The sequence below is a fragment of the Arthrobacter sp. 05T410 genome (genome assembly GCF_056396505.1).
The window spans coordinates 67,864-88,587 of sequence record NZ_JBFTLP010000007.1; the positions used below are offsets into that span (position 1 = coordinate 67,864).

18 protein-coding genes are annotated in these 20,724 nt (G+C 64.7%); 7 read left to right on the forward strand and 11 right to left on the reverse strand.

What is annotated here, in order from left to right; all coding sequences use genetic code 11:
* Positions 1–26: 26 nt before the first annotated feature.
* Together AC1DFR_RS11995 and AC1DFR_RS12000 are read right to left on the reverse strand one after the other, a co-directional pair.
* Complete coding sequence (locus AC1DFR_RS11995; protein ID WP_476873417.1) at positions 27–998, reverse strand: PAS domain-containing protein; 972 nt, start codon at positions 996–998, stop codon at positions 27–29.
* Positions 995–1,810: an alpha/beta fold hydrolase gene (locus AC1DFR_RS12000; protein WP_476873418.1), complete on the reverse strand. Its 816-nt coding sequence runs from the start codon at positions 1,808–1,810 to the stop codon at positions 995–997. The genes AC1DFR_RS11995 and AC1DFR_RS12000 overlap by 4 nt, the downstream gene beginning before the upstream one ends.
* Before the next feature lie 399 nt (positions 1,811–2,209).
* Here AC1DFR_RS12000 and AC1DFR_RS12005 point away from each other — a divergent pair, with 399 nt between their 5' ends.
* Both AC1DFR_RS12005 and AC1DFR_RS12010 read left to right on the forward strand, forming a co-directional pair.
* The gene (locus AC1DFR_RS12005; protein ID WP_476873419.1) at positions 2,210–3,469 is read left to right on the forward strand and encodes an NYN domain-containing protein; all 1,260 of its coding nucleotides are present in this window, start codon (positions 2,210–2,212) and stop codon (positions 3,467–3,469) included.
* A 103-nt stretch (positions 3,470–3,572) separates the two neighbouring features.
* Complete coding sequence (locus AC1DFR_RS12010; protein ID WP_476873420.1) at positions 3,573–3,965, forward strand: VOC family protein; 393 nt, start codon at positions 3,573–3,575, stop codon at positions 3,963–3,965.
* A gap of 153 nt (positions 3,966–4,118) precedes the next feature.
* Here AC1DFR_RS12010 and AC1DFR_RS12015 read toward each other — a convergent pair whose 3' ends face one another.
* Positions 4,119–5,294, reverse strand: a complete 1,176-nt coding sequence (locus AC1DFR_RS12015) for a zinc-dependent alcohol dehydrogenase (protein WP_476873421.1) — start codon at positions 5,292–5,294, stop codon at positions 4,119–4,121.
* A gap of 1,055 nt (positions 5,295–6,349) precedes the next feature.
* Here AC1DFR_RS12015 and AC1DFR_RS12020 point away from each other — a divergent pair.
* Both AC1DFR_RS12020 and AC1DFR_RS12025 read left to right on the forward strand, forming a co-directional pair.
* Positions 6,350–8,560 carry a hypothetical protein gene (locus AC1DFR_RS12020; RefSeq protein ID WP_476871401.1) on the forward strand — a complete coding sequence of 737 codons (2,211 nt, stop codon included), beginning with the start codon at positions 6,350–6,352 and terminating at the stop codon, positions 8,558–8,560.
* 128 nt (positions 8,561–8,688) lie between these two features.
* Entirely contained in the window at positions 8,689–9,165 is a 477-nt protein-coding gene (locus tag AC1DFR_RS12025; protein ID WP_476873422.1) for a hypothetical protein, read from the forward strand.
* Positions 9,166–9,233: 68 nt separating this feature from the next.
* Here AC1DFR_RS12025 and AC1DFR_RS12030 read toward each other — a convergent pair whose 3' ends face one another.
* The 3 genes from AC1DFR_RS12030 to AC1DFR_RS12040 all read right to left on the reverse strand — a co-directional run bounded on the left by AC1DFR_RS12030 (position 9,234) and on the right by AC1DFR_RS12040 (position 12,124).
* Positions 9,234–10,238 carry a PDR/VanB family oxidoreductase gene (locus AC1DFR_RS12030; protein WP_476871403.1) on the reverse strand — a complete coding sequence of 335 codons (1,005 nt, stop codon included), beginning with the start codon at positions 10,236–10,238 and terminating at the stop codon, positions 9,234–9,236.
* A gap of 35 nt (positions 10,239–10,273) precedes the next feature.
* Positions 10,274–11,371: an aromatic ring-hydroxylating oxygenase subunit alpha gene (locus tag AC1DFR_RS12035; protein ID WP_028277775.1), complete on the reverse strand. Its 1,098-nt coding sequence runs from the start codon at positions 11,369–11,371 to the stop codon at positions 10,274–10,276.
* Between the two features lie 171 nt (positions 11,372–11,542).
* On the reverse strand, positions 11,543–12,124 hold the full coding sequence (locus tag AC1DFR_RS12040; RefSeq protein ID WP_476849676.1) for a PadR family transcriptional regulator: 582 nt from the start codon (positions 12,122–12,124) through the stop codon (positions 11,543–11,545).
* Positions 12,125–12,391: 267 nt separating this feature from the next.
* Between AC1DFR_RS12040 and AC1DFR_RS12045 the strand changes: the two genes are divergently transcribed.
* On the forward strand, positions 12,392–13,735 hold the full coding sequence (locus AC1DFR_RS12045; RefSeq protein ID WP_476871404.1) for an MFS transporter: 1,344 nt from the start codon (positions 12,392–12,394) through the stop codon (positions 13,733–13,735).
* A gap of 329 nt (positions 13,736–14,064) precedes the next feature.
* Here AC1DFR_RS12045 and AC1DFR_RS12050 read toward each other — a convergent pair whose 3' ends face one another.
* Together AC1DFR_RS12050 and AC1DFR_RS12055 are read right to left on the reverse strand one after the other, a co-directional pair.
* Positions 14,065–14,547: a hypothetical protein gene (locus AC1DFR_RS12050; RefSeq protein ID WP_476871405.1), complete on the reverse strand. Its 483-nt coding sequence runs from the start codon at positions 14,545–14,547 to the stop codon at positions 14,065–14,067.
* A gap of 178 nt (positions 14,548–14,725) precedes the next feature.
* The gene (locus AC1DFR_RS12055; RefSeq protein ID WP_476873423.1) at positions 14,726–15,505 is read right to left on the reverse strand and encodes an SDR family NAD(P)-dependent oxidoreductase; all 780 of its coding nucleotides are present in this window, start codon (positions 15,503–15,505) and stop codon (positions 14,726–14,728) included.
* Between the two features lie 83 nt (positions 15,506–15,588).
* Here AC1DFR_RS12055 and AC1DFR_RS12060 point away from each other — a divergent pair, with 83 nt between their 5' ends.
* Together AC1DFR_RS12060 and AC1DFR_RS12065 are read left to right on the forward strand one after the other, a co-directional pair.
* Positions 15,589–16,203, forward strand: coding sequence for a TetR family transcriptional regulator (locus AC1DFR_RS12060; protein WP_476873424.1), 615 nt, complete (start codon positions 15,589–15,591; stop codon positions 16,201–16,203).
* A gap of 102 nt (positions 16,204–16,305) precedes the next feature.
* Positions 16,306–16,974, forward strand: coding sequence for an alpha/beta fold hydrolase (locus tag AC1DFR_RS12065; protein WP_476873425.1), 669 nt, complete (start codon positions 16,306–16,308; stop codon positions 16,972–16,974).
* A gap of 16 nt (positions 16,975–16,990) precedes the next feature.
* Here the strand turns inward: AC1DFR_RS12065 and AC1DFR_RS12070 are convergent, their stop codons facing one another.
* Genes AC1DFR_RS12070 through AC1DFR_RS12080 form a run of 3 tightly spaced genes read right to left on the reverse strand, consistent with a single transcriptional unit; the run spans position 16,991 to position 20,501 of the window.
* Entirely contained in the window at positions 16,991–18,727 is a 1,737-nt protein-coding gene (locus tag AC1DFR_RS12070) for a cytochrome b/b6 domain-containing protein (protein ID WP_476873426.1), read from the reverse strand.
* Positions 18,728–18,729: 2 nt separating this feature from the next.
* Entirely contained in the window at positions 18,730–19,713 is a 984-nt protein-coding gene (locus AC1DFR_RS12075) for an electron transfer flavoprotein subunit alpha/FixB family protein (protein WP_476873427.1), read from the reverse strand.
* Between the two features lie 11 nt (positions 19,714–19,724).
* Positions 19,725–20,501 (reverse strand): electron transfer flavoprotein subunit beta/FixA family protein, encoded by a 777-nt coding sequence (locus tag AC1DFR_RS12080; RefSeq protein WP_476857587.1) that lies wholly within the window; start codon positions 20,499–20,501, stop codon positions 19,725–19,727.
* Positions 20,502–20,724: the final 223 nt, after the last annotated feature.

Below are 20,724 nucleotides of genomic sequence, written 5' to 3' on the forward strand. Positions count from 1 at the left end.
CGTCGTTCGGCGTTTAAGCCCGCGGATCAACCGGCGCCCACGGCCCCGCGCATTTCCGTCTTGACCCGGTACATGTCCTGATCTGCGGCCAGCAGCAGGGCCGTGGCCAGTTCTTTGTGCGCGGCCGGATCAGCGTCCGCCGGGACAGCCGTTTCCGCCTGGCCAACGGACATGCCCAGCCTGAGCTCGCTCCCCGCGATGGTGATGGCGCCGGCCAGGCAGCTCCGGACGCGCTCCGCAACCGCCTCGAGCTCCGCCGCGTGCTCCAGCCGAGGGATCAGGACAACGAACTCGTCCCCGCTGTAGCGTGTGACGGTGTCCGCGCCGCGCACGGCCTGGGAGAGCATCAGCGCCACGTGTTCCAGGACCTGGTCGCCGGCCGCGTGGCCCAGGGTGTCGTTGACCTGCTTGAACTTATTGACGTCGCAAAAGAGCACGCCGACGCGGTTCCGCTGTTCGCCGGCGCTGGCCAGGGCCCCCAGCAGGTTTTCCTCGAGGTGCCGCCGGTTCGGTAGGCCGGTCAGCGGGTCATGCAGCGCCCGATGGTGGGCTTCCCGCAGGAGCGCGGCGCGGTCCGCCTCGGCATCCTCGAGTTGCCGGTGAGCGCTGGCCAGTTCGCGCTCATACCGCCGCCGCTCGGGGGCAGCGAAAAAGATCATCAAATCCCTCGGTTCTGCCCCGTCCACGGTCCGGGTGACGGACAGCAGGACGGGCCTGCGCTGCCCGTCCTGTCCCAACAGCTCGATCGAGAGTTCGGCGAGGTGCCCGTCGCGTTCCAGCTTCGGCCCGGCGTGCGTCCGGTACATCAGCCTGTCCCCGGCCGGCATGAGGTCCAGGAGGCGGGTGCCGTCGAGGCCGCCTTCGGGGATTCCGGTCCAGGCGCACAAGGTGGCGTTCGCGGCCAGGATGGTCCCGTCGGTACCGGCAACGATGTAGCCGGCGGGCGCCTGGTGGAAGAGCTGCCCGTAATCGACGGCCGTGGTGCTGGTCCGGGTCATGCCGGCTTCAGGAATTCGAGGATGGCGGCAGACGTTTCCTCCGGCGCGCTGCTTTGCGGGAAGTGGCCTGTGGCCGCAAGCCGGACCAGGGTGCTGTTCGGGAGCGCGTGTTGCAGGTACGTTCCCACGTGGTCCGGCGTGACGACGTCGTCGGTGCTTTGCAATACCAGCACCGGGATGGTGACCTCGCCGAGCAGGTGCCGGACATCGGAAAGGAACGCCACCCGGGCAAAGTCACGGGCAACCCGGGGGCTGATCCGCCCGAAGCTGCCCTGGATCTCATGCTCGAGTTCGGGAGCGTGCGGCGTATTCATGTAGACCGGGGCCATCGACTCGGCCCAGACCACATAGTTGGCATCCAGGGATTCGAAGACGTCGTCGATGTCCTGCCGGGTGAACCCTCCCACGTAGCCGTCCTCGGGGTGGTCAAGATAGCTCGGCGAGGCCGTGACCAGCACGAGCCGGCCGAACCTGCGCCCTGCGTCCCGGGCGGCCGCGCTGACGGCCATCATGGACCCGACGCTGTGGCCGATGAGGGTCACGTCCTGCAGGTCGAGTTCGCCGCAGACTTCCACCAGGTCATCGACGTAGGCGTCAAGGGTGGAGTAGGTGGCCGAATCGTAGGCGGACTGGTCGGAGCCGCCGGAGCCCACATGGTCCAGCAGAACCACCCGGTAGCGGTCGGTGAACCGGGGCAGAATCTTGCCCCACATGCTCTGGTCGGTGCCGAACCCGTGGGCGAACACCAGCGCCGGGCCGTCTTCTGGCCCATGCACCTGGACGTTGTTGCGCGCTGCCGCACCGGACATCATCGGCCAACCTGCTCTTCCAATTCACACATGGACCCACCTATCGAGACCGACGGCTGCACAATTCGTCCGGGCCTCGGGCCCAGAAAGATCCGTCCGGCGCCTGCAGGCGCCGCCCCACGAAAATTCCCATATTACAAGGATGTATTTCGACGACGTGGATCCATCTTAGTCCGGTGGGCCGCGGGCCCGGACCCGCGTCTTCGCAGGTCACGCGGGGTTTCTGGCGGGGATGCTTACAGTCGAAAACTGGCCGTAGCAAGCTGTTACTGCGCGCGCGGCCGATCCCGGACACACGTATGGACCTCCTGTTCCCGCCAGGCGGTCCGGCACACGACGGCAACTGGGCAACGAAGCGGGCACCTCTGGCCCGCGCCGCCCTCCTGCTGGCACACTGAGCCGATGAGTGATCCCCTCCCCCAGTCCCGGCGGCCTGGCATCCGTGCCGCGATGTTCGTGGACTTCGACAACGTCTATACCGGCCTGATGGCCTTGGACCCGGCGGCCGCGAAGAGATTCGCCGAGGACCCCAAGCACTGGACGGAGGCGCTGGCCGCCGGCGGCGCGGGCGAAGAATCCCGGCGCTTCCTGATCCGCAACTGCTACCTCAATCCGGTGATCTACTCCAAGTACCGGCCGTACTGGACCCGCGCGGGCTTCCGCGTGATCGACTGCCCCTCCCTGACGCAACGGGGCAAGTCCAGCACCGACATCAACCTGGTGCTGGACGCAATGGATGCCCTGGCCGGCGCGGCACATATTGAGGAGTTCTTCGTCGCGTCTGCCGACGCCGACTTCACCTCGCTGGTCCAGCGGTTCCGGGCGGCCGACCGCATGACCACCGTCATCGCTGCCGGCGCCGTGGCGTTCGCATACCGGGAGATGGCGGACAGCGTGGTGGAGTCCCACGACTTCGTGGCAATCCTCAACGGGACCGCGGCCGGCATCCCCCGCCTGGTCCCGTCCGCCGGACTTGGCACACCGCTCCGCACCGCCCAGGGCACTCCCGGGTCCGCGACGTCGGCCGCCGACGAGGTCCGGGCCCTGGTGCAGGCCGCGCCGGGTCCGGTCACGGGAGCGGTCGCGGCGCACCGGGCCCTGACCGCGGACCCGTCGCTGAAGACCGATTGGGGCGGGCACGGCAAGTTCGGGGCCTGGATCGCCCAGATCGGCCAGGGCGTCCAATACTCGTCCACGCCGTCGCCTGGCTGGGTGTGGGACGCGAAGCGGTTTTCCCCGGAGCCCTCCTCGCTGGCCTCCGACGCCCGGCCCGCGATCGAGGAGCAGGTCACCCGGGTCACGGACGTTCCGGCGCTGTCGGCAGAACAGTTCAGACAGGTCTTCCTGTCCCTGGCGGCGAAGCTGCGCGACCACTCGGGCAACCGCAGCGAATTGGCACGGTCCGTCCGGGACGACTGCGTGGCAGCCGGGCAGCCGGTGTCCCGCTCGGCCGTCAACTTCGTGATCCAGGGCGTGGTGTACGCCGGCGGCTCCCTCGCAGCGGAGATGTCAGCGCCGGAACTCGCTGCCGCGTGGACCAGAAACGTGGAAGAGCTGTGCCGGCTGGCCCTCATGGAGTTCGACGACGCCGAAAAGCTCGCGCTCAGGCGCTGGGCCGGCGGCGGGCTGCTGGAGTCCGGCGCCGGCGGCTCCCGGGCGTAGCGAACCTCCCGCCGTCGTGGGCTTGCGCTGGGTGCCAAACCGATCAACAGTGTGATCTATCTACAACGGGTACTAACCAAACGAATTCGGAAAGGAGCTGGAAATGCCCAACGACCTTACGGAGCTGGTCAGCGTCCGGTACATGGTGGCCGACGTCGATGCCGCGGTCGACTTCTATACAACGCATCTCGGATTCACCGTCAGGATGAGCGCCGCGCCGGCGTTCGCAGACGTCACCCGCGGCCGGTTGCGGCTCCTCCTGAGCGGGCCGGCCAGCTCGGCAGGCCGTCCCATGCCGGACGGCACGGTGCCCGTCCCGGGAGGCTGGAACCGCATTCACCTCATCGTGGGCGATATCGCGGCCGAAGTGGAGCGGTTGCGCGCCACGGGCGTCTCGTTCCGGAACGACATTGTCAAGGGCCCGGGCGGACAGCAGATCCTGCTGGAGGACCCGTCCGGGAACGTTGTCGAGTTGTTCCAGCCCGCCGGCGAATAGCGGCCGTTTAACACGCAAGCGGACGACGGCGGGATTTCTTTTCACCGAGGTCGCCTAGCTGGGCTCCCGTTCCTGTCTAATGGGGAGCCCAGCTGCGCTTGGGTCCGGCTGACGGAAGATCTGAGGAGATCTCCCGGAGCGGGGACATCTTCGCTACGGCTTCAGGACCACCTTGATGCAGCCGTCTTCCTTTTTCTGGAAGATCTCGTAGGCGGCCGCGGCACCGTCGAGGTCGACCTCGTGAGTCTTCAGGTCCATGACGCCGAGCGGGTCTGCGGAATCTTCCACGAGCGGGAGCAGCTCGTCCGTCCACCGGCGGACGTTGCACTGGCCCATCCGGAGTTGGATCTGCTTGTCGAACATGCTCAGCAGGGGCATGGGGCTCGCTGTACCCCCGTACACCCCGCTTAGCGAAACGGTGCCTCCCCGGCGCACGGAGTCGATCGCTGCATGGAGAACCGTCATGCGGTCTACACCCGCAGTCTCCATGGCCTTCTTTGCCAAGGCATCCGGCAAGAGCCCCACCGCATTCTGCGCAAAGGCGCCGACGGGCGAATTGTGCGCTTCCATGCCGACGGCGTCGACGACCGCGTCGGGGCCCCTTCCATCCGTCATATCGCGAAGCTGGTCGCTGACGTCCTTTGTGAAATCGATCGTTTCCACCCCGTGCCGCTCGGCCATGCGGCGGCGTTCCGGAACCGGCTCGATGGCGATGACGCGCTGACCCAGGTGTCGACCGACGCGGCTGGCGAACTGCCCCACCGGGCCGAGACCAAAGACCGCCAGGGTGCCGCCGGCGGGGACGTCGGCGTATTTCACTCCCTGCCAGGCGGTGGGAAGAATATCGGAGAGGTAGAGGTACCGCTCATCAGGCAGTTCGTGCCCGACCTTTATCGGCCCGTAGTCGGCGTGGGGCACGCGCAGGTATTCCGCCTGCCCACCGGGGACCGAACCGTAGAGCTCGGAGAACCCGAACAGGCTCGCCCCGCTGTTGTGTGCATGGACCTGGGTGGTTTCACACTGGGACTGCAGCCCCTGTTTGCACATCCAGCAATGGCCGCAGGAGATGTTGAAGGGGATGACCACCCTGTCGCCCGGCTTGAGGTTCCTGACCTCGGAGCCGACCTCGTCAACGACGCCCATGGGTTCGTGCCCCAGGATGTCGCCGGCCTTCATATAGGGGCCAAGGACCTCGTACAGGTGGAGGTCCGAGCCGCATATGGCCGATGAGGTGATCCTGACGATGGCGTCCGTCCCCTTCTCAATGACCGGATCCGGAACCATCTCCACGCTGACCGACCGCTTTCCCTGCCAGGTAAGTGCCCTCATATTCGCTCCTTCAGTCGCAACCAATTTAGTAAGTCTACTGATCAATAAGATCATTCCTTGTTCGCGCCCGGATGGGAAGGAGCGTCGGGCTGAGTCCTACGAGGACGGCGACTTAGATGGTCGGACCGGCTGGCGATGAGCTCGTTCGAAGGGCGGGTGCCCGCGGCTGAGGGCAGGGTGCGGTCACGGCCTGGCATCCGCCCTGGCCGCCCGCCCCAAATAGCCGCCCGGCGGCTCAGCGGCACCTTCGCACAAAGCGGACGACGGCGGGACTCCCGGCCGTCGTCCGTTGCGTTTGGTCTCGTTTACCTACAATGCCGGCGCTCGAGTGGTTGTGACGATTTCGGCTGCGTCCGTGCTCGCTATTATGCGAGCACCGCCGCCACTGCCACCGCCACCGCCGCCGCCGCCCTCGTTAGTCAGAACATCGTTAATTGCGTCCCAAGCGCGACCGGTGAGGTCCTTAGCCGCGTCCCATATACCCGACAGACTGAACGCAGCTGCGTCAAACCCAGGGCTCGCTGTCCTTGAGACCACGAGATCTGGCGTCTTGCGTTCTGCATCGCATTCGGCTGTTAACAGTGCTGCCCGACCGTGCACCATTGCACGAATTCGATCGCTCTGGCCGGACGCTAGAGGTTCAGATGTAAAAACACCGGGCGCGTCTGCAACCGGCTTTAAGGAATTGCTAATCATTTTCTCTCCGTTGATCCCCAGATTCGGAGCTGTCTAACAGACGCGGAAACACGAGCTTCGGCGTAAGTGATATTCCGCAGCAGCCTAAAATTTGGCGCGGGAATAATCGGCACACATACATATTTTCGGCAGGTCAGAACTTTGAGTTATCCCCCCATCATTGACTTTCACTCGTCATGGTCCTCGCAGGAGACGCGAAAGTCAACGGGCTGTTTACACGTGATTCCGCGCGGAAGTTTTAACCAAAGCAACTCGCGAGGCAAAGCACCGGAACCGGGCCGCCGCTCCCCCGAAAATCAATCGGCTATCGATCTTTGGGGCGATGTTCAAGGGAGGTTTGTGGTGGTTATGATTCGGTCATGCCGAACCCGCGATTGTCTCTCGCCCTAGAACGGATTGGCCCTGGAGACTGGGAGATATTCGAATCGTTCGCGTCGGAGTTCTTAGCCGTCGAATATCCGACCCTGCGGACGATGGCAGCTCCGAACGGAGACAAGGGTAGAGACGCCGAAATATTCACGATTGATGGGGTGCCAAAAGTTGCATTTCAGTACTCTGTCACGGCAGGTTGGAAGTCGAAAATTGCGAGCACGCTGGACACCCTCAAGAAGAATTTTCCTTCGGTCAGCACCATGATCTACCTGACTAACCAGGTGATTGGTCCGGCTGCCGATGAACTCAGGGAAGAGTCTCGACGTGATCGGAATATAACCGTAGACATCCGGGACCGGTCGTGGTTTGTGGACCGCGAGAAGTCCTATCCGCAACGACGAGTGGCCAGTGAAGAGCTGGCTCAGCGATTTGTGGATCCGCTCCTGTCCAAACGAGGGGTCCTCGAAAGAATATCGACCTTGACCGCCGATGAGAGCAAGGTCGCGGTGCTGCACTTGGCTCTCGACGGCGAAGATCAGGCAACCGATCAGAGTCTTACCAAGAGCTGCTTCGAGTCATTGGTCTTGGCGGCGCTTCACGATTCGAACACATACAACAGGCTCAGCCTTAGCGAAATCAAAGATGGCGTCGCCCTCCGCATGCCCGTGGGGAAGCGAGGGCAGGTCGATGCTCTGACCCTGAGCGCATTGAACCGCCTGTCTCGGAAGGGCCCCATCAAGCAACACAAATCAGCGTCCGGGGCCGAGGACACGTACCATCTCAGTTTTGAGGAGGCCAAGAGGATAAATGATCAGACGGCCAAGTTCCTTCTTGATGAAGCTGCCCTCGATGCGAAACTCATTGCGGCGGTTCGAGCCGTCGAAGCACCGAAGGCACTGAGCGAAGCACAGTTGACCGAGATTTCTCGGGAACTGCGAACAGTCTTGGAAGAAACACTCCTGGAACGAGGTGAGTCTTTTGCCGAAGCCGTGGAAACAGGAGCACCGTTCCAACTCAGCCCTGTAGCCATAGCGGACCGAATCACAGCAAATGGTGGCATCCGTGAGCTCAGTTCTGATGCCGCGGCCGCGGCCATAATGCACCTACTGGAACAGCCTTCGCCGCAAACACAGTCGCATCTTCGGCGACTAGCCGACGCATACACGCTTTTCGCGTTCCTGAAACAAACCCCGGACGTCCAGAAAGTCGTGCTCAACGTCTTCAGTGAAGGCGACATATGGATGGACACCACCGCGATCCTGCCCCTTATCGGAGAGAGCCTGGTAGACGATCCGGAAGAGCGCCACTTTACGATTCTGATGCGCGCAGCGGTCGACGCAGGGTTGCTCCTATATGTAACGGACGGAGTCGTTGAAGAAGTTGAAAGACACCTCAACCTGGCGGTTGCTTATGGTCACAACAGAACGTCGACTTGGTCAGGAAGAGTGCCCTTTCTTTATTCGGCCTTCGTGCTCTCGGGCCGACCGGAGACCGAATTCCTGGACTGGCAACGGAACATCTGTGGACGAGAACAGCCGTTGCAGGACGTCAGCGACTACCTTGCCGACGAATTCTCTATCGAGACCAAGAGTCTTCTTGAGCACTCGAATGCCGCATCGACCGAACTCAGGGGTGCAGTTCAGGAACTATGGAATGAGACTCACGAGAGAAGGCGTCAACGAGGTGACTACGGAGCCGAGCAAGGGACGCGGTCTCGTTTGGTTGCCCACGACGTCGAAAACTCAGTCGGCGTCATCGAGTATCGGCGGACGATTGGACCATCACCCATGGGCTACCTTGCATGGTGGCTGACGTTCGACAGAACAGCCATGAAGATGAAGGACCACCTCCGGGAGCGCCTTGGCCCGCAAGCGCCTGCGTCGCCGGTGTTGAGCCCGGATTTCCTCACTCAATTGCTTCGGTTGGGCCCGCTCCGCACCGCCATCGAACAGGATCTGAGAGTGCAGCTACCCCTGCTCACGGACATGAGCGTCAATCACTACGCTCCGCAGGCTCTGCTCGATTTAGCCAGGGAAACGCGAGAAAAGTCGTCGAGCCAGAATGAACGGGTAGTGCGTCGCGAAGTCCGCGACGCGGTGAACCGCGCAAGGCAGCAGATGGGGCCCGCGGCGGTCGGCGGCGTTCGAGCCATGGAGGATCGAATTTCAGCTTCCATCAGACGACAGTCACCCGGATGAATCCCGCCGGCGGACGCACATAACCGGCAGTCGGACGGCAGCCAGGACTGCTGATAGCGGAATGGTTTCGCTCCGATCTGGGCTGCCGCAGCCGCACGCTCACTGCTGTCGCATGGGAGTATTCACCTATGACTATCGATAATGATGCTGCCAACCTCCCGGCGCAATTGGACTCTCGCGGCACAGACGACTCGATCGAAGTCAGCCGTGGCTGGGACCACATCGGGGCCATCATTGTCGATGCGACCCTGCAGCGGCGACAGAACTACCACGCGACCGTTAGGCCGCGCGTTGTCGCTTTGGTCGGGGCATGGCCTGATGCCGCCACGACCAGTGGATTCCGGCGGCGCCTCGATACCGGGACGCTTTCCGAAGTTATCAGCTGGCCTTCCCCTGGCCGTCTCGCCCAGGTAGAGGACATGACGCGCGTGTTCGAGAGCCAGGGCATCGAGACTGTAGTCGAACTCCGAGGAGCACTTGGTGACGACGCCAGCAGAGCCGTTCTCCGGGAGGCTCTTGGGGCCGTGCGGCATGTCAGTCCCAAAACGCTCGATTACATTGACACCCTGAGCGGAGTGTCCACGGGCGGGGCCGTCGAAGTGTAGAAAGCGGGGAGTGATCCAGGTTCGCCAGCGGACTCCAGGTCCACCCCGAGCGGCGGAGTTGTGGGCACTCAAACGTCGATTGTGACGATGGCACAGGAGGCTGCCGAGTCTGCACGGGCGCCGGATTTTAAGCTGACGGCCCGGGAGACGCAGCAGCACATCTTGGCTGCGGAATGCTGCTGGCGTTCGCTGTAGAAGACATCGCGGTGGTCGATGGAGCCCCGCAGGCCGAGCAAACGCACTTCACACAGTCCGCATTCGCCCTTGCGGCAGTCGAACATCATGTCGACGCCGGCGTCCTCGAGCGCTTCCAGCATGGACTTTCCGGCGGGGACGGTTGCCTCGACGCCCAGGCGAGGCACGCGCACCACGAACTCCTCGGGGTCGAACCAGCCGCTGTTGCCAAAGGTCTCGTAGCGGAGGTTTGTCACGTTGAGCGCCCGGGCATCCCAGCCCCGTTTGACGGCGTCCATGAGCCGGATGGGGCCGCACATGTACAACTCAGTGTCCGGCTCAATCGTGGCCAGCAGCTCATCTACGTTGAGTGCTGTGCCTTCATCGTCCACGTGGACTCGCAGCGCGTCGCCATGCAGCTGCTCCAATTGCGCCAGGTAGGCCATGGCGGGGCGGCTGCGGCCGGCGTACACGAAGGTGTAGTCGGCCTTGATGTTTCGGAGCACCCGGGCCATGTTGATCATGGCGGTGATGCCGATCCCGCCGGCCAGCAGGACGTAGCGCGGAGCGCCGATCCGCAGAGGGAAATTCTGCAGCGGCTGCGTGATCTCCACCCGGTCGCCTTGCTCTAGGGCCTGCATGAAGTGGGAGCCGCCCCGGGATTGAGGGGCCCTGAAGACGCTGATCGCCACACGTCGGCCGTCCCCGCTCGAATCGACGATGGAGTAGGAGCGCCTGTGCTGCTCGCCGTTGATCGAGACCATCACGTCAATGTGCGAGCCCGGCTCGGCTTTCATGGGCCTGGACTGTTCCAGGACCAGGCGCCGGGTCTTTGCGGTAATGTCCTCCGCCTCGACCACAGTGCCGATCTGCCAGACTTCGATGTTCGTTGCAGCCATGTCTTCTTCTAACTTCCTGGGATCGGGCGATCGGGTCAGGCGGTGGGGATCAGTCGGCCTTCGGCGGCGAGTTGTCGCTCTATCAGCCGTCGCACCCACATGCCGCCCGCGTCGATGTTGAGGTTGTAGAACTCGTAGTCCGGGTTGGCGTCGATAGCATTCTGCTGGGCCGCCAGCATTTCTTCGTCCTCGCCGAACACGCCGTGTACGCCGTTGCGCAGCTGGGTGGTGATCAGCTGGCTTTCCAGCCGGTAGTTGCGCATGAAGGCCCAGAAGTAGTGGCATGTTTTGGCGCTTTCCGGCGAAATCGTGTTCATCACGAAGCCGTTGACGCCCTGGCTGCGGTCGCCTTCGGGGGCGCCAGTGCCCGCCTTGGCTACTCCGACGTCGATGTTGATGGTCGAGGGCGACTGGAAGGTGATGATCTGCCAGCGGTCAACCCGCCCTTCGAAACCCGGGAACTTGTCCCGCATGTTTTTGAGCCAGAACGGCGGAGCCTCGATGTCGAGCATCCAGCGCGATACCGTGACGGTGTTGTCGTCATGGGTCACGACGAAATCGGACTCACTCAGCTCGTCCTGGCCGATCGAGGAAGAGTGGACGAATTCCTCATGGGTGAGGTCCATCAGGTTGTCCAGAACGAGCTGGTAGTTGCACGGCGCCAAAATGGTCTCGCCATCACCGGCCCAATCATCCGAGCTCATTTGGTGCATGTCCGGGATAAGGGCCGGATCCGCGAGGGTGGCATCCCCCAGCCACACCCACACATAGCGGTAGCGCTCGATCACGGGGAAAGACGGTACGGTGGCGCTGGGATTAATGGTTTCCTGGGCGGGCATGGAGACACAGCGGCCGGCGGAGTTGTAGATAATGCCGTGGTACGGGCACTGGATTTGGTCCTTGCCGAGGGTCTTGCCCATGGACAGCGGGGCTAGGCGGTGCCAGCAGGCGTCCGCCAGCGCCACTGCCTTGCCATCCTCGGTGCGGTACAGGGCGAGCGGGCGGTCCGCAATCCGGCGCGACATCGGCTTGCGGGTTACCTCGTGGTCCCACGCGGCGACATACCAGGCGTTAAGCGGATAACCAAGCACTTTGTTCGTTGTAGAGCTCATGGACTGCATCAGCGCGGTCATGATCGATCCTTCCCCTCACGGTATACCTATGCTCATAGGTAGTGGCTTGGATCACAGCATAACTATGTTGATAGGTAGTGGCAAGGCCCCCCAGCTGCCCCCATAAGCGAACCGCAGAAGGGGACGGCAAAAGGCCCGGACACCCGGGCGGGCGTCCGGGCCTTTCGGCACTCAAGACTCGAGCTTGTCTATCAGTTCCAGGCCGCGCCTGGCCCACTCGATCTCCGCTTTGGCGCGTTCGATCATGCCTTCATAGGTGAAGATTTTGTAGCCGGCAATCTTGGCCCGGTCCTCCTCAGGCGCGGCCTCGAGGCGGCGCGCAAGCGTGGGGTTGCTCCGGTCTTCCAAGGCGGCAACCATGTCCTGCCATTGCTGCGCGCGGGAGGAGTGATAGGCAATATGGGCGCGCATCTGCGCTCGCGCGGCTTCGGGGTCGGCCCACTCAAGGTAGGCCGCCTTAAGATGGATCGGGTCACGCTCCCGGGCGTAGTCCAGGGTGGTATTCATCCATGCCCGGAAAGCCTCGACTCCTTCCGGAGTGATGTGATAGCGCTTCTTTTTGCCTTTCTTGCCCCAGGGCTCTTCCACTCCGCTCAGCAGGCCATCCTTTTCCATTCGCCGGAGTTCGGGATAGATCTGCGAGTCCGGTGCGTGCCAGACGTAGCCGACGGATTGTTCAAAGTGCTTGAAAACGTCATAGCCCGTGAGGGGCTGAGACGTCAGCAGCGCAAGCAGGGCATAACGCAAACTCACCCGTAACCGATCCTCTCCGTCAGGGCGCCCTGCTGCCGATGCCTTGCGGCAGGGCCGGGCGCCGCCTCCATTAAACCCCTTGTCAACTAACTACGTTCATAGTTATGCTGTGTCCCGCGCCACATTTACCTATCAGTATAGATAGTTTCCCGGCTGCCAGCCTTCAACGACGAGGCCCGGCCTCCGCCTCCAGAAGAGCCACCAGATCTTCTGCACCTCAGTTTCAGCATCTGCCCGGACCGTCCGTGGCCTCTAGAAAGTAGTCCCATGCAACTTCAAGAACGCATCGACGCGTCCCGTATGTCTCTGTATCAATGGCTGATCGTGGGCCTGTGCATCGTCCTCAACGCCCTCGATGGCTTCGATGTGCTGGCCATGGCCTTCACCGCCAACAGCGTGACCCGGGACTTCGGCCTTAGCGGCGCCGAACTGGGTATCCTGCTAAGCGCCGGACTGGTCGGGATGGCCATCGGCTCGCTGGGCCTCGCGCCCTTTGCCGATGTCATCGGGCGCCGGCCCATGGTCCTGATTTCGGTCGGTCTCGCAACTGCCGGGATGCTGCTGGCCTCCGTAGCGCACTCTGCCGTGGAACTCGGGATTTGGCGCGTGGTCACGGGCCTCGGTATCGGCGGGATACTCGCCTGCACAAATGTCATCGCCAGCGAGTACTCGTCCAAGCGCTGGCGCGGTCTGGCCATCAGCATCTACACCGCGGGATATGGCATCGGGGCAACGCTCGGCGGCGCAGCGGCGGTGACTCTGCAGGCCAGCTTCGGCTGGCGTTCTGTGTTTCTATTCGGCGGCATCTGCACTGCCGCCGTCTTCGTACTGCTCGCTGTCCTTCTGCCCGAGTCTGTGGACTTCCTCGCTAACCGGCGTCCCCGCAATGTCTTGGACCGCCTGAACAGGATCGCGCGCAAGATCGGACAGCCCGCCGTCACCGAACTGCCCGCAGTGGCGGCCAAGAATGATCGCAGGAACAAGGTCTCCGAACTGTTCACAGCCGGCAACCGCCGCTCCACCTGGCTCGTCTGGCTTGCCTTCTTTGCCACCATGTTCGGTTTCTACTTCGTGAACAGCTGGACCCCGCGGCTCCTCGTCACGGCCGGCATGACCGAAAGCCAGGGAGTCGTCGGCGGGCTGATGCTGACCTTAGGCGGCACCTTCGGGTCGTTGCTCTATGGACTGCTGACCATCCGCTGGAACAGCCGGAAGGTGATGGTCATTTTCGCCGTCCTGTCGGCGGCCACCATGGTGATGTTCATTTCCACCGCGGGTATCCTCGTCCTCGCCTTCGTCGCGGGCGGCGTTGTCGGCATGCTCATCAACGGCTGCATCGCGGGCATGTACACAATTACCCCGGCGCTCTATGGCGCTTCCGTCCGGAGCACCGGCGTGGGCTGGGCCATCGGGATAGGCCGCGTTGGTGCCATCGTCGCTCCGCTCATCACGGGAGCCCTGCTCGACGCGCACTGGACAGCGTCCATGCTGTACATGGGCGTCGGCGTCGTAGTCCTGGTGGCAGGCGGCGCAGTTGCGGCAATGCGGCCATCCCAGCAAGATGACGGCGCCCTAATCGACGGAGAGAAGGAACTAGCTCTGCCTGCATAATCCAGGGTCAACGAGCGAGGCTCAGGCGGCCGTAGGCGATGTTGTTCCGGATGCTCCCGCCGAATCAGACGGCAGCACAACGCTATGCGCCTCAACGCCGACGAAACCAGACCCACACAGAGCGGACGACGGCGGGACTTCCCGCCGTCGTCCGCTCCTCCCTGCTGAACCCACAGCACATGACTCTGCGGCCCGCCATCCCTTGAACGCGTCGACGGTCTTGTAGCTAACCCGGTGGGGGGAGAGCGCCATAGGTATTTGCCAGCGCATGAGGATTGACGGGCCTGTCCGCGTCGGACGCGGATGGCTCCCAGGTGTCGTAGGGTCCCTCAGGTCTGGTCCTCTGTGGAGACGGCGCGCAGGTCGGGGTCCACGCCCCTGGTTCGCTGCGCATCCACCGACGGCACCGGCTCGTTATCCGCACGGTGAAAATAGAGCCAGGCCGCGACTCCCGCGCTCACCGCGACGGCCGCCACTCCGGCAATCACCCAGGCCTTCCCGGACGCCGTCCGCCGCGACTTAGCCCGCGCGGGTGCCGTGACAACACTCGGTGCAACCCGTTTCAGGCCCTCTTGAACACGGGGAGCCAAAGTTTCCACTCCACCGGCGAGGTCGTCAGCGAGCCGCCGTAGTCCGGTCTGGATCCTCGGAGACGCAGATTCAATCCCGGCATCGAGCCCGGCCACCACTCTTTTCAATGCCGCCTCGACTCCGGGAGTGGCCCACTCCCTCCCCTCGGTGAGCTGAGAGATGAGATTCTCTGAAAGATGGCGGATCTGGTCGGCCTGGTTCTTGGGTGCTGCCGTGCGCATGAGTGCCTCCTCGATGTTGTGGATGCCCATAGCCTACGGCGGTCGGCACCGTAGAAACAGGCCCTTCCGGCCGCAGCCAATACGAACGCCCGGGTTCCTCGGTGCGCTCCCCTCCTACAGGAACGCGGACGACGGCGGGACTTCCCGCCGTCGTCCGTATGTGTTTGATGCCGCTCCCCTACAGCGCGGACCAGCCGCCGTCGGAGGCGAGGATGGCGCCGTTGATGTTGGTGCCGTCGTCGCTTAGCAGGAACGTGATGGACGCGGCGAGCTGCGCGGCGGTGGCGGGCGTCGGGACGGTGGCCTGCATCAGCGGGCCGAGGCGTTCGGCCGCGAGCTGGGATCCCCAGGTGGCCACGATGTTGGTGATGGTGGGGCCGGGGGCCACGGCGTTGAAGCGCAGGCCCTTCGGCCCGTACATCACGGCCGAGTTCTTGGTCAGGCCGACGACGGCGTGCTTGGACGCGGTGTAGGCGGCGCCGGCGGCGGACCCGCGCAGGCCGGCCTCGGAGGCGACGTTGACCACGGAGCCGGTGCCTGCGTCCAGCATCAGCGGCACCACCGCGCGGGTGAGGCGCATGAGGGCGGTGACGTTGATCCGGAAGACGCGGTCCCAGAGCTCGTCGTCCACCTCGTGGATCGGGGCGAAGTTGTCCATGATCCCGGCAACGTTCGCCAGCGCGTCGATGCGTCCGCCGGCGGCAGCGACGACGGCGGCCACGGTCTCCTCGGTGGAGATGTCGCCGGCCACCGGGACCAGGTCCAGGCCGGCGTTCTCGGCCACGAGGTCATCCAGGCGTTCCTTGCTGATGTCGGCGGCGATGACGCGGCCGCCTTCCCTGGCGATCCGCAGGGCGGTGGCCTGGCCGATGCCGGAGGCGGCACCGGTGACGATGACGGTCTTGCCGGCGAACCGGCCGGTGGTGGTGGCTTCCTGCCATGAAGCTTCGGTGCCCATGATGTCCTTCCAGACGTTGCTGACGGTGATGCCGCCCAGCTTATGACACTCCGTGTCATTATGTAAGGGTGAATACTGGTGGGATGCCTTCGGATGCTGTGACCACCGCTGTCCCGCGCTCCGCCGGGCGGCCGGTGACGATTGATCCCGACGCAGTGGCCGCCATCGCGCTGCGCCTGTTCGCCGAGCGCGGCTACGAGCAGACCTCCATGGAGGACATCGCCCGCGCGGCGGGAATCGGGCGCAAGAGCCTGTACCGGTACTTCTCCAGCAAGGCCGAGCTCGTCTGGGGCGGCATGGAACCGGTGGTCGAGGCCTCGGGCCTGGTACTGGATTCGGCCCGCGTTGAAGGTCCCGACGGCGACATCCTGGCGGGGCTGCGCTACGCGGCGGTCGCCGGCGTTGCTGTCCTGCCCGACCTGGCACTCACGCGCGGCCGGCTGCGGCTGATCGCCGAGCACCCCGAGCTGGCCAGCCGGAGCTACGAGTCCCTGGCGCCGCAGCGCGAGCGGACCAGGGCCTACCTGGTGTCAGCGGGCGTCTCTGGGGACGTCGCGGGGTATCTGTGTGCCGCGTTGATCGGCGCGACGTTCGAGGCCTGGATGCAGTGGGCCGCCGGGACGGACCCGGACCCGGTGCCGTATCTGGTGGCAGCGGTGGGGGTATTGCGGGTGCCGGAGTCGACGCGGGCGGGGTGACAATGGGGAGATGAGATCCGCATCGAACCGAAGACGGCCGAACGGCCGCCGCCTGCCGGTCCGGACCCGGGGTCCCGCCGTCGTGGTTTGGCTGGTGCTGCGGTGAGCAGATTCGTCCTGATCCCCGGAGCGGGCGGCGCGGCCTGGTACTGGAGCCGCATCGTTCCGCTGCTGCAGGGGGCCGGCCACGAAGCCGTCGCTGTCGATCTGCCCGGCGACGATGATAGCGCCGGGCTGCCCGAGTACGCGCGCCTGGTGCTCGAAGCCGTCGGTGGACGCCAGGACGTGGTGCTCGTTGCGCAGTCGCTGGGTGGCTTCACCGCCCCGCTCGTGTGCGAAAAAGCCCCCGTCGCCGGGCTTGTCCTCGTGAATGCGATGATCCCCTTACCGGGCGAGACCCCCGGCGCATGGTGGGGAAACACCGGCTGGGCTGCGGCGCAGCAAAGCGCGGCCCAGGCCCACGGGTACAGTGCCGAGTTCGACAGGGACACCTATTTCCTGCACGACGTTCCGCCGAAAGTGGCCGCGGAAGGCGAACCGCATCAACGCCCCGAAGCAGAGGCGGTGTTCGAATCGGTCTGCACGTTCACGGCCTGGCCCGGGATCCCGACCCGCGTCCTGACCGGAGAGGGAGACCGCTTCTTTCCGCTGGACTTCCAACAGCGGCTCGCCCGCGAACGCCTCGGCATAGAGCCCGACGTCCTGCCCGGCGGCCATCTCCTCGCCCTGGCAAATCCCGACGGTGTGGCCGATTACCTGCTGCGCCGCTGAACGTGGGAATTCCGGCCTAGCGGCTGCTCACCTGGCCGAACAGTTTCGCGATGGGCGCGAGCACCAGCGGGCGGGCGGCGTACCATCCGGCCGCCGTGATGGCGATGGCGGCCGCGAAGAGCCAGAACCCGACCCAGTTCACCACGTCGGTGCCGCCGAACATGTGGTTCAGGTTGCGCAGCGCACCGGTCGCGAACACGAGGAACACGTGGACGAGAATGAACAGCACGAAAAACAGCATGGTCGGGAAGTGCACCGCGCGCGCAACCTCTAACGGGTAGACCTTGTTCAGCGTTTTCGCGTTCTTCGGCCAGAACTCGCTCATGCGCGCACCCGTGATCGCAGCGACGGGGGCTGCGATGAAGACCACGACGAAGTACATGATCTGTTGCAGGCTGTTGTAGTTCACCCAGCCGGTCTCAACGGGCCAGTCGAGTGTCATGTACTGCAGGAGCGCGGAGAGCGCGTTCGGGACGGCCTCCCAACTGCTCGGCACGATCCTCATCCAGCGGCCCGAGGCAAACAGCAGCACCACAAAGATGAGCCCGTTGGCCAGCCACAAAATGTCGAGCGACTGGTGCAGCCACAGGTTGATGCTGATCTTCTTGCCACCGCGCTTCGGCGTCCAGTACGCCGGCGGCTTCTGCTGCGTGCGTACCTGATAGCCGGAGCGAATGATGAGCACCATCAGGAAGATGTTCAGGAAGTGCGCCCACTGTGCCCACCACGGGAAGCCGGGCTCCACCGTATCGGGCAGGTCATAAGCGCCGGGGTATCTCTCAAGGAACTCGGGCACGCCCGGCAGCGTCGTCACGCCGCGTGCGGCGAGCACAAGAATCGCTGCGGCGGCCACTCCGCCGATGCCGAAGAGCACGACGAGCTTGATCCACTGGCCCAGGGTACGTGAGCCGTAGAGCCTTGCCTCGGCCTTGGGCTTCACGGGCTTTTCGACGGCGGCGGGCCGTGCCGCGGGCGCCGGGGCCGCGGGTGCGGGTGCGGGTGCGGGTGCGGGTGCACTCGACGCCGAGGGCTCCGTCTCGACGTCGGCCTTCACCTCGCTGCCAGCCGGGGCAGGGACAGCGTCGGCAACGCGTTCGGGATGTGTCTGCACCGCAGGGGCGGCAGCGACCGCCGGAGCAAGCCCAGCCGGCGGCCACGGCTCGCCACCGGGAACACGGGGAAGCCCGCGACGCAGCGAGGCGGTTCCGGTCGTCCGTGTGGCAGGCGCGGCTGCCGGAGCAGCTGCAGGCGCCGCCGCCGCCGGCATTGCTGCTTTCTCAGCAGCACCAGCCACGGCAGCATCTGCGGCCACATCTACGGCAGATGCCGCCGTGGCGCCGATGGCCGGAGCCCCGGACAGAGCCGCCACCGGTACCGGAGCTTCTCCCGCTGGCGGCCAAGGTTCACCGCCCGGCACGCGCGGCAGGCCGCGGCGAAGCTGCCGCGCCACCGCGGCGCCTGGAATCACCGCCGGGACCGGCGCGGACAGCGCCGCACCCGGCGCCGTTTCCTGGACAGCAGCCGGGGCGGAGGGCGCGGCGGCAGCGGGGGCGGAGGGCGCGGCGGCAGCGGCCGATTCCACCCCGGAAACTGACGTCGACAGATCGGCCGCTTCTGCCCCTTCTGCCGCTTCTGCTGCTTCGGCCGCTTCTGCTGTGGCAATGTGTGCGGGCGCCTGGCCCGCTGGAGGCCAGGGTTCGCCACCTTCGACGCGCGGCAGGCCCCGCCGGATGGACCGAGACAGAGTTGCCATCGCTACTTCTTCCGGGCCTCAAGTGCGCTAATGAGCTGGGGAACAACCTTGAAGACGTCGCCGACCACACCGTAGTCCGCGACCTCGAAGATCGGCGCGTCCCCGTCCTTGTTGATGGCGACGATCATCTTTGCGGTCTGCATGCCGGCCCGGTGCTGGATCGCGCCGGAAATGCCCAGCGCGACATACAGCTGTGGTGACACGGAAACCCCGGTCTGGCCGACCTGATGCGACGTCGGGACGTAGCCGGCATCCACCGCGGCGCGCGACGCACCAACGGCGGCACCGAGGGTATCGGCGAGCTGTCCAACGAGTGCGAACTGTTCTTCCGAGCCGAGGCCGCGGCCACCGGCGACAACCTTCGCGGCACCACGCAGCTCCGGCCTCGAAGTGGCAGCAGGCGCCTCCTCGAAGGAGTCGATCCGCGCGGCTGGCTTCGCGGAGCTTGTCACGGCCAAAGTCTCGGACTCTTGCGGCTGAGCCGCCGCCCGCGCCTCGATGGAGCCCTGGCGGACCGTAATCACCGGCGCCCCAAACGTGGACGTCGACGTCACGTTGTAGGCGCCGCCGTAGACGGAGTGGTGTGCCACGACGCCCTCGTCATCTCGGGACACATCGACCGCATCGGAGGAAATCGCCGCACGCGAACGGGCAGCGTAACGTCCGGCGAGGTCGCGCCCGTTCAGGGAATGCGAAATCAGGATGGCGTCCGGCTGCACCTGCTCCACGGCGGCGGCAAGCGCGTCAACGCCCGGCACCCCAAGCACGGAAGGATCCGGACTCTCCGCGATGAGTGCGCGCGCGGCACCAAGGGCCGCGGCCTCCGCGGCGGCGGCGCTCCCGGCGCCGGGTGAGGCAAGTACCAATGCAACCGGGGTGCCAACGGCAGCGGCGGCACCGAAGAGCCCGGCCGCAGCCTTCTCGAGTTCACCGGATGCCCGGGCTTCCACGACAACGAGGATTGCGTCACGAGGGAATTCAGTCATGTCGTTGATCCTTAGGCCAGTCGGTTTTCGATCAGGAACTCAGCGAGCTTCTCGCCGGCATCACCCTCGTCGATGATCTTCACGCCCGCCGCGCGCGGGGGCCTCTCCGCAACGGTCAGCATGATCGAACGCGCCGCCTCCGGATTGTCGGCCGTGACCCCGAGGTCCGCGAGGGTCAGGACCTCAAGGGGCTTCTTCTTCGCGGCCATAATGCCCTTGAAGTTCGGGAAGCGCGCCTCGGGAAGTGCCTCGGTAATGGATATCACCGCGGGCAGGTTGGCTGAGACCTTCTGCACGCCGGAGTCAACGGCCCTGGAGCCAGACACCGCACCGTCGCTGATCTCGACGGAGCTGAGGCCGGTGGCATGCGGCACGTCAAGCAATTCTGCAAGCATCGCGGGAATCATGCCGCCGGATCCGTCAGTGGAGACGTTGCCGGTGATCACCAGGTCAAACCCCATGCGGCGGATCGCTGCGGCGAGGGTTTCAGCGGTAAGTCCAAGATCCGCACCCCGGAGCGCCTCGTCAGAGACGTGGGTGGCGCTTCCCGCGCCCATCGCAAGCCCCTTGCGGATGGTTGCCGTCGCACCTTCGGGGGCGAGGGAGAGGATCGCGACCTCGGTGCCCTCGTTCGCGTCGGCGTGCGTCAGTGCCAGCTCCAGGGCCCGCTCACCGATCTCATCAATGACTGCCTCGCTGACTCCTCGATCGGCGAGGCCGGTTTCAAGGTTCAGTTTTCGGTCCCCGTACGTGTCGGGGACCTCCTTTACTAGGACGATAATCTTCATCGATGGCTCTTCCTGTGGCGGCTTGTCCCTGGAGAGGAGACATTGTCGAACCCATCGAGTCTACGAAACTAGTGCCCTTTCCGACTGACAGAGCCCGTGTCGTGACGTGAAGTGCCTCGCCATGGGACCGGGATCAAGGTAAAGCCGGACGTCCCGTTGACAACTGCAAAACGTTTTGTGTAACGTGTCTCACACCAGATACAAAACGTTTTGCAAAAGGAAG

What these genes read in the sequence shown, in the direction of transcription:
- AC1DFR_RS12060 (WP_476873424.1), top strand. Translation starts at nt 15,589, where the DNA reads ATGCCTTCGGATGCTGTGACCACCGCTGTCCCGCGCTCCGCCGGGCGG.
- AC1DFR_RS11995 (WP_476873417.1), bottom strand. Translation starts at nt 998, where the DNA reads ATGACCCGGACCAGCACCACGGCCGTCGATTACGGGCAGCTCTTCCAC.
- AC1DFR_RS12000 (WP_476873418.1), bottom strand. Translation starts at nt 1,810, where the DNA reads ATGATGTCCGGTGCGGCAGCGCGCAACAACGTCCAGGTGCATGGGCCA.
- AC1DFR_RS12030 (WP_476871403.1), bottom strand. Translation starts at nt 10,238, where the DNA reads ATGGCTGCAACGAACATCGAAGTCTGGCAGATCGGCACTGTGGTCGAG.
- AC1DFR_RS12055 (WP_476873423.1), bottom strand. Translation starts at nt 15,505, where the DNA reads ATGGGCACCGAAGCTTCATGGCAGGAAGCCACCACCACCGGCCGGTTC.
- AC1DFR_RS12075 (WP_476873427.1), bottom strand. Translation starts at nt 19,713, where the DNA reads ATGACTGAATTCCCTCGTGACGCAATCCTCGTTGTCGTGGAAGCCCGG.
- AC1DFR_RS12010 (WP_476873420.1), top strand. Translation starts at nt 3,573, where the DNA reads ATGCCCAACGACCTTACGGAGCTGGTCAGCGTCCGGTACATGGTGGCC.
- AC1DFR_RS12020 (WP_476871401.1), top strand. Translation starts at nt 6,350, where the DNA reads ATGCCGAACCCGCGATTGTCTCTCGCCCTAGAACGGATTGGCCCTGGA.
- AC1DFR_RS12015 (WP_476873421.1), bottom strand. Translation starts at nt 5,294, where the DNA reads ATGAGGGCACTTACCTGGCAGGGAAAGCGGTCGGTCAGCGTGGAGATG.
- AC1DFR_RS12025 (WP_476873422.1), top strand. Translation starts at nt 8,689, where the DNA reads ATGACTATCGATAATGATGCTGCCAACCTCCCGGCGCAATTGGACTCT.
- AC1DFR_RS12035 (WP_028277775.1), bottom strand. Translation starts at nt 11,371, where the DNA reads ATGACCGCGCTGATGCAGTCCATGAGCTCTACAACGAACAAAGTGCTT.
- AC1DFR_RS12080 (WP_476857587.1), bottom strand. Translation starts at nt 20,501, where the DNA reads ATGAAGATTATCGTCCTAGTAAAGGAGGTCCCCGACACGTACGGGGAC.
- AC1DFR_RS12070 (WP_476873426.1), bottom strand. Translation starts at nt 18,727, where the DNA reads ATGGCAACTCTGTCTCGGTCCATCCGGCGGGGCCTGCCGCGCGTCGAA.
- AC1DFR_RS12005 (WP_476873419.1), top strand. Translation starts at nt 2,210, where the DNA reads ATGAGTGATCCCCTCCCCCAGTCCCGGCGGCCTGGCATCCGTGCCGCG.
- AC1DFR_RS12045 (WP_476871404.1), top strand. Translation starts at nt 12,392, where the DNA reads ATGCAACTTCAAGAACGCATCGACGCGTCCCGTATGTCTCTGTATCAA.
- AC1DFR_RS12050 (WP_476871405.1), bottom strand. Translation starts at nt 14,547, where the DNA reads ATGCGCACGGCAGCACCCAAGAACCAGGCCGACCAGATCCGCCATCTT.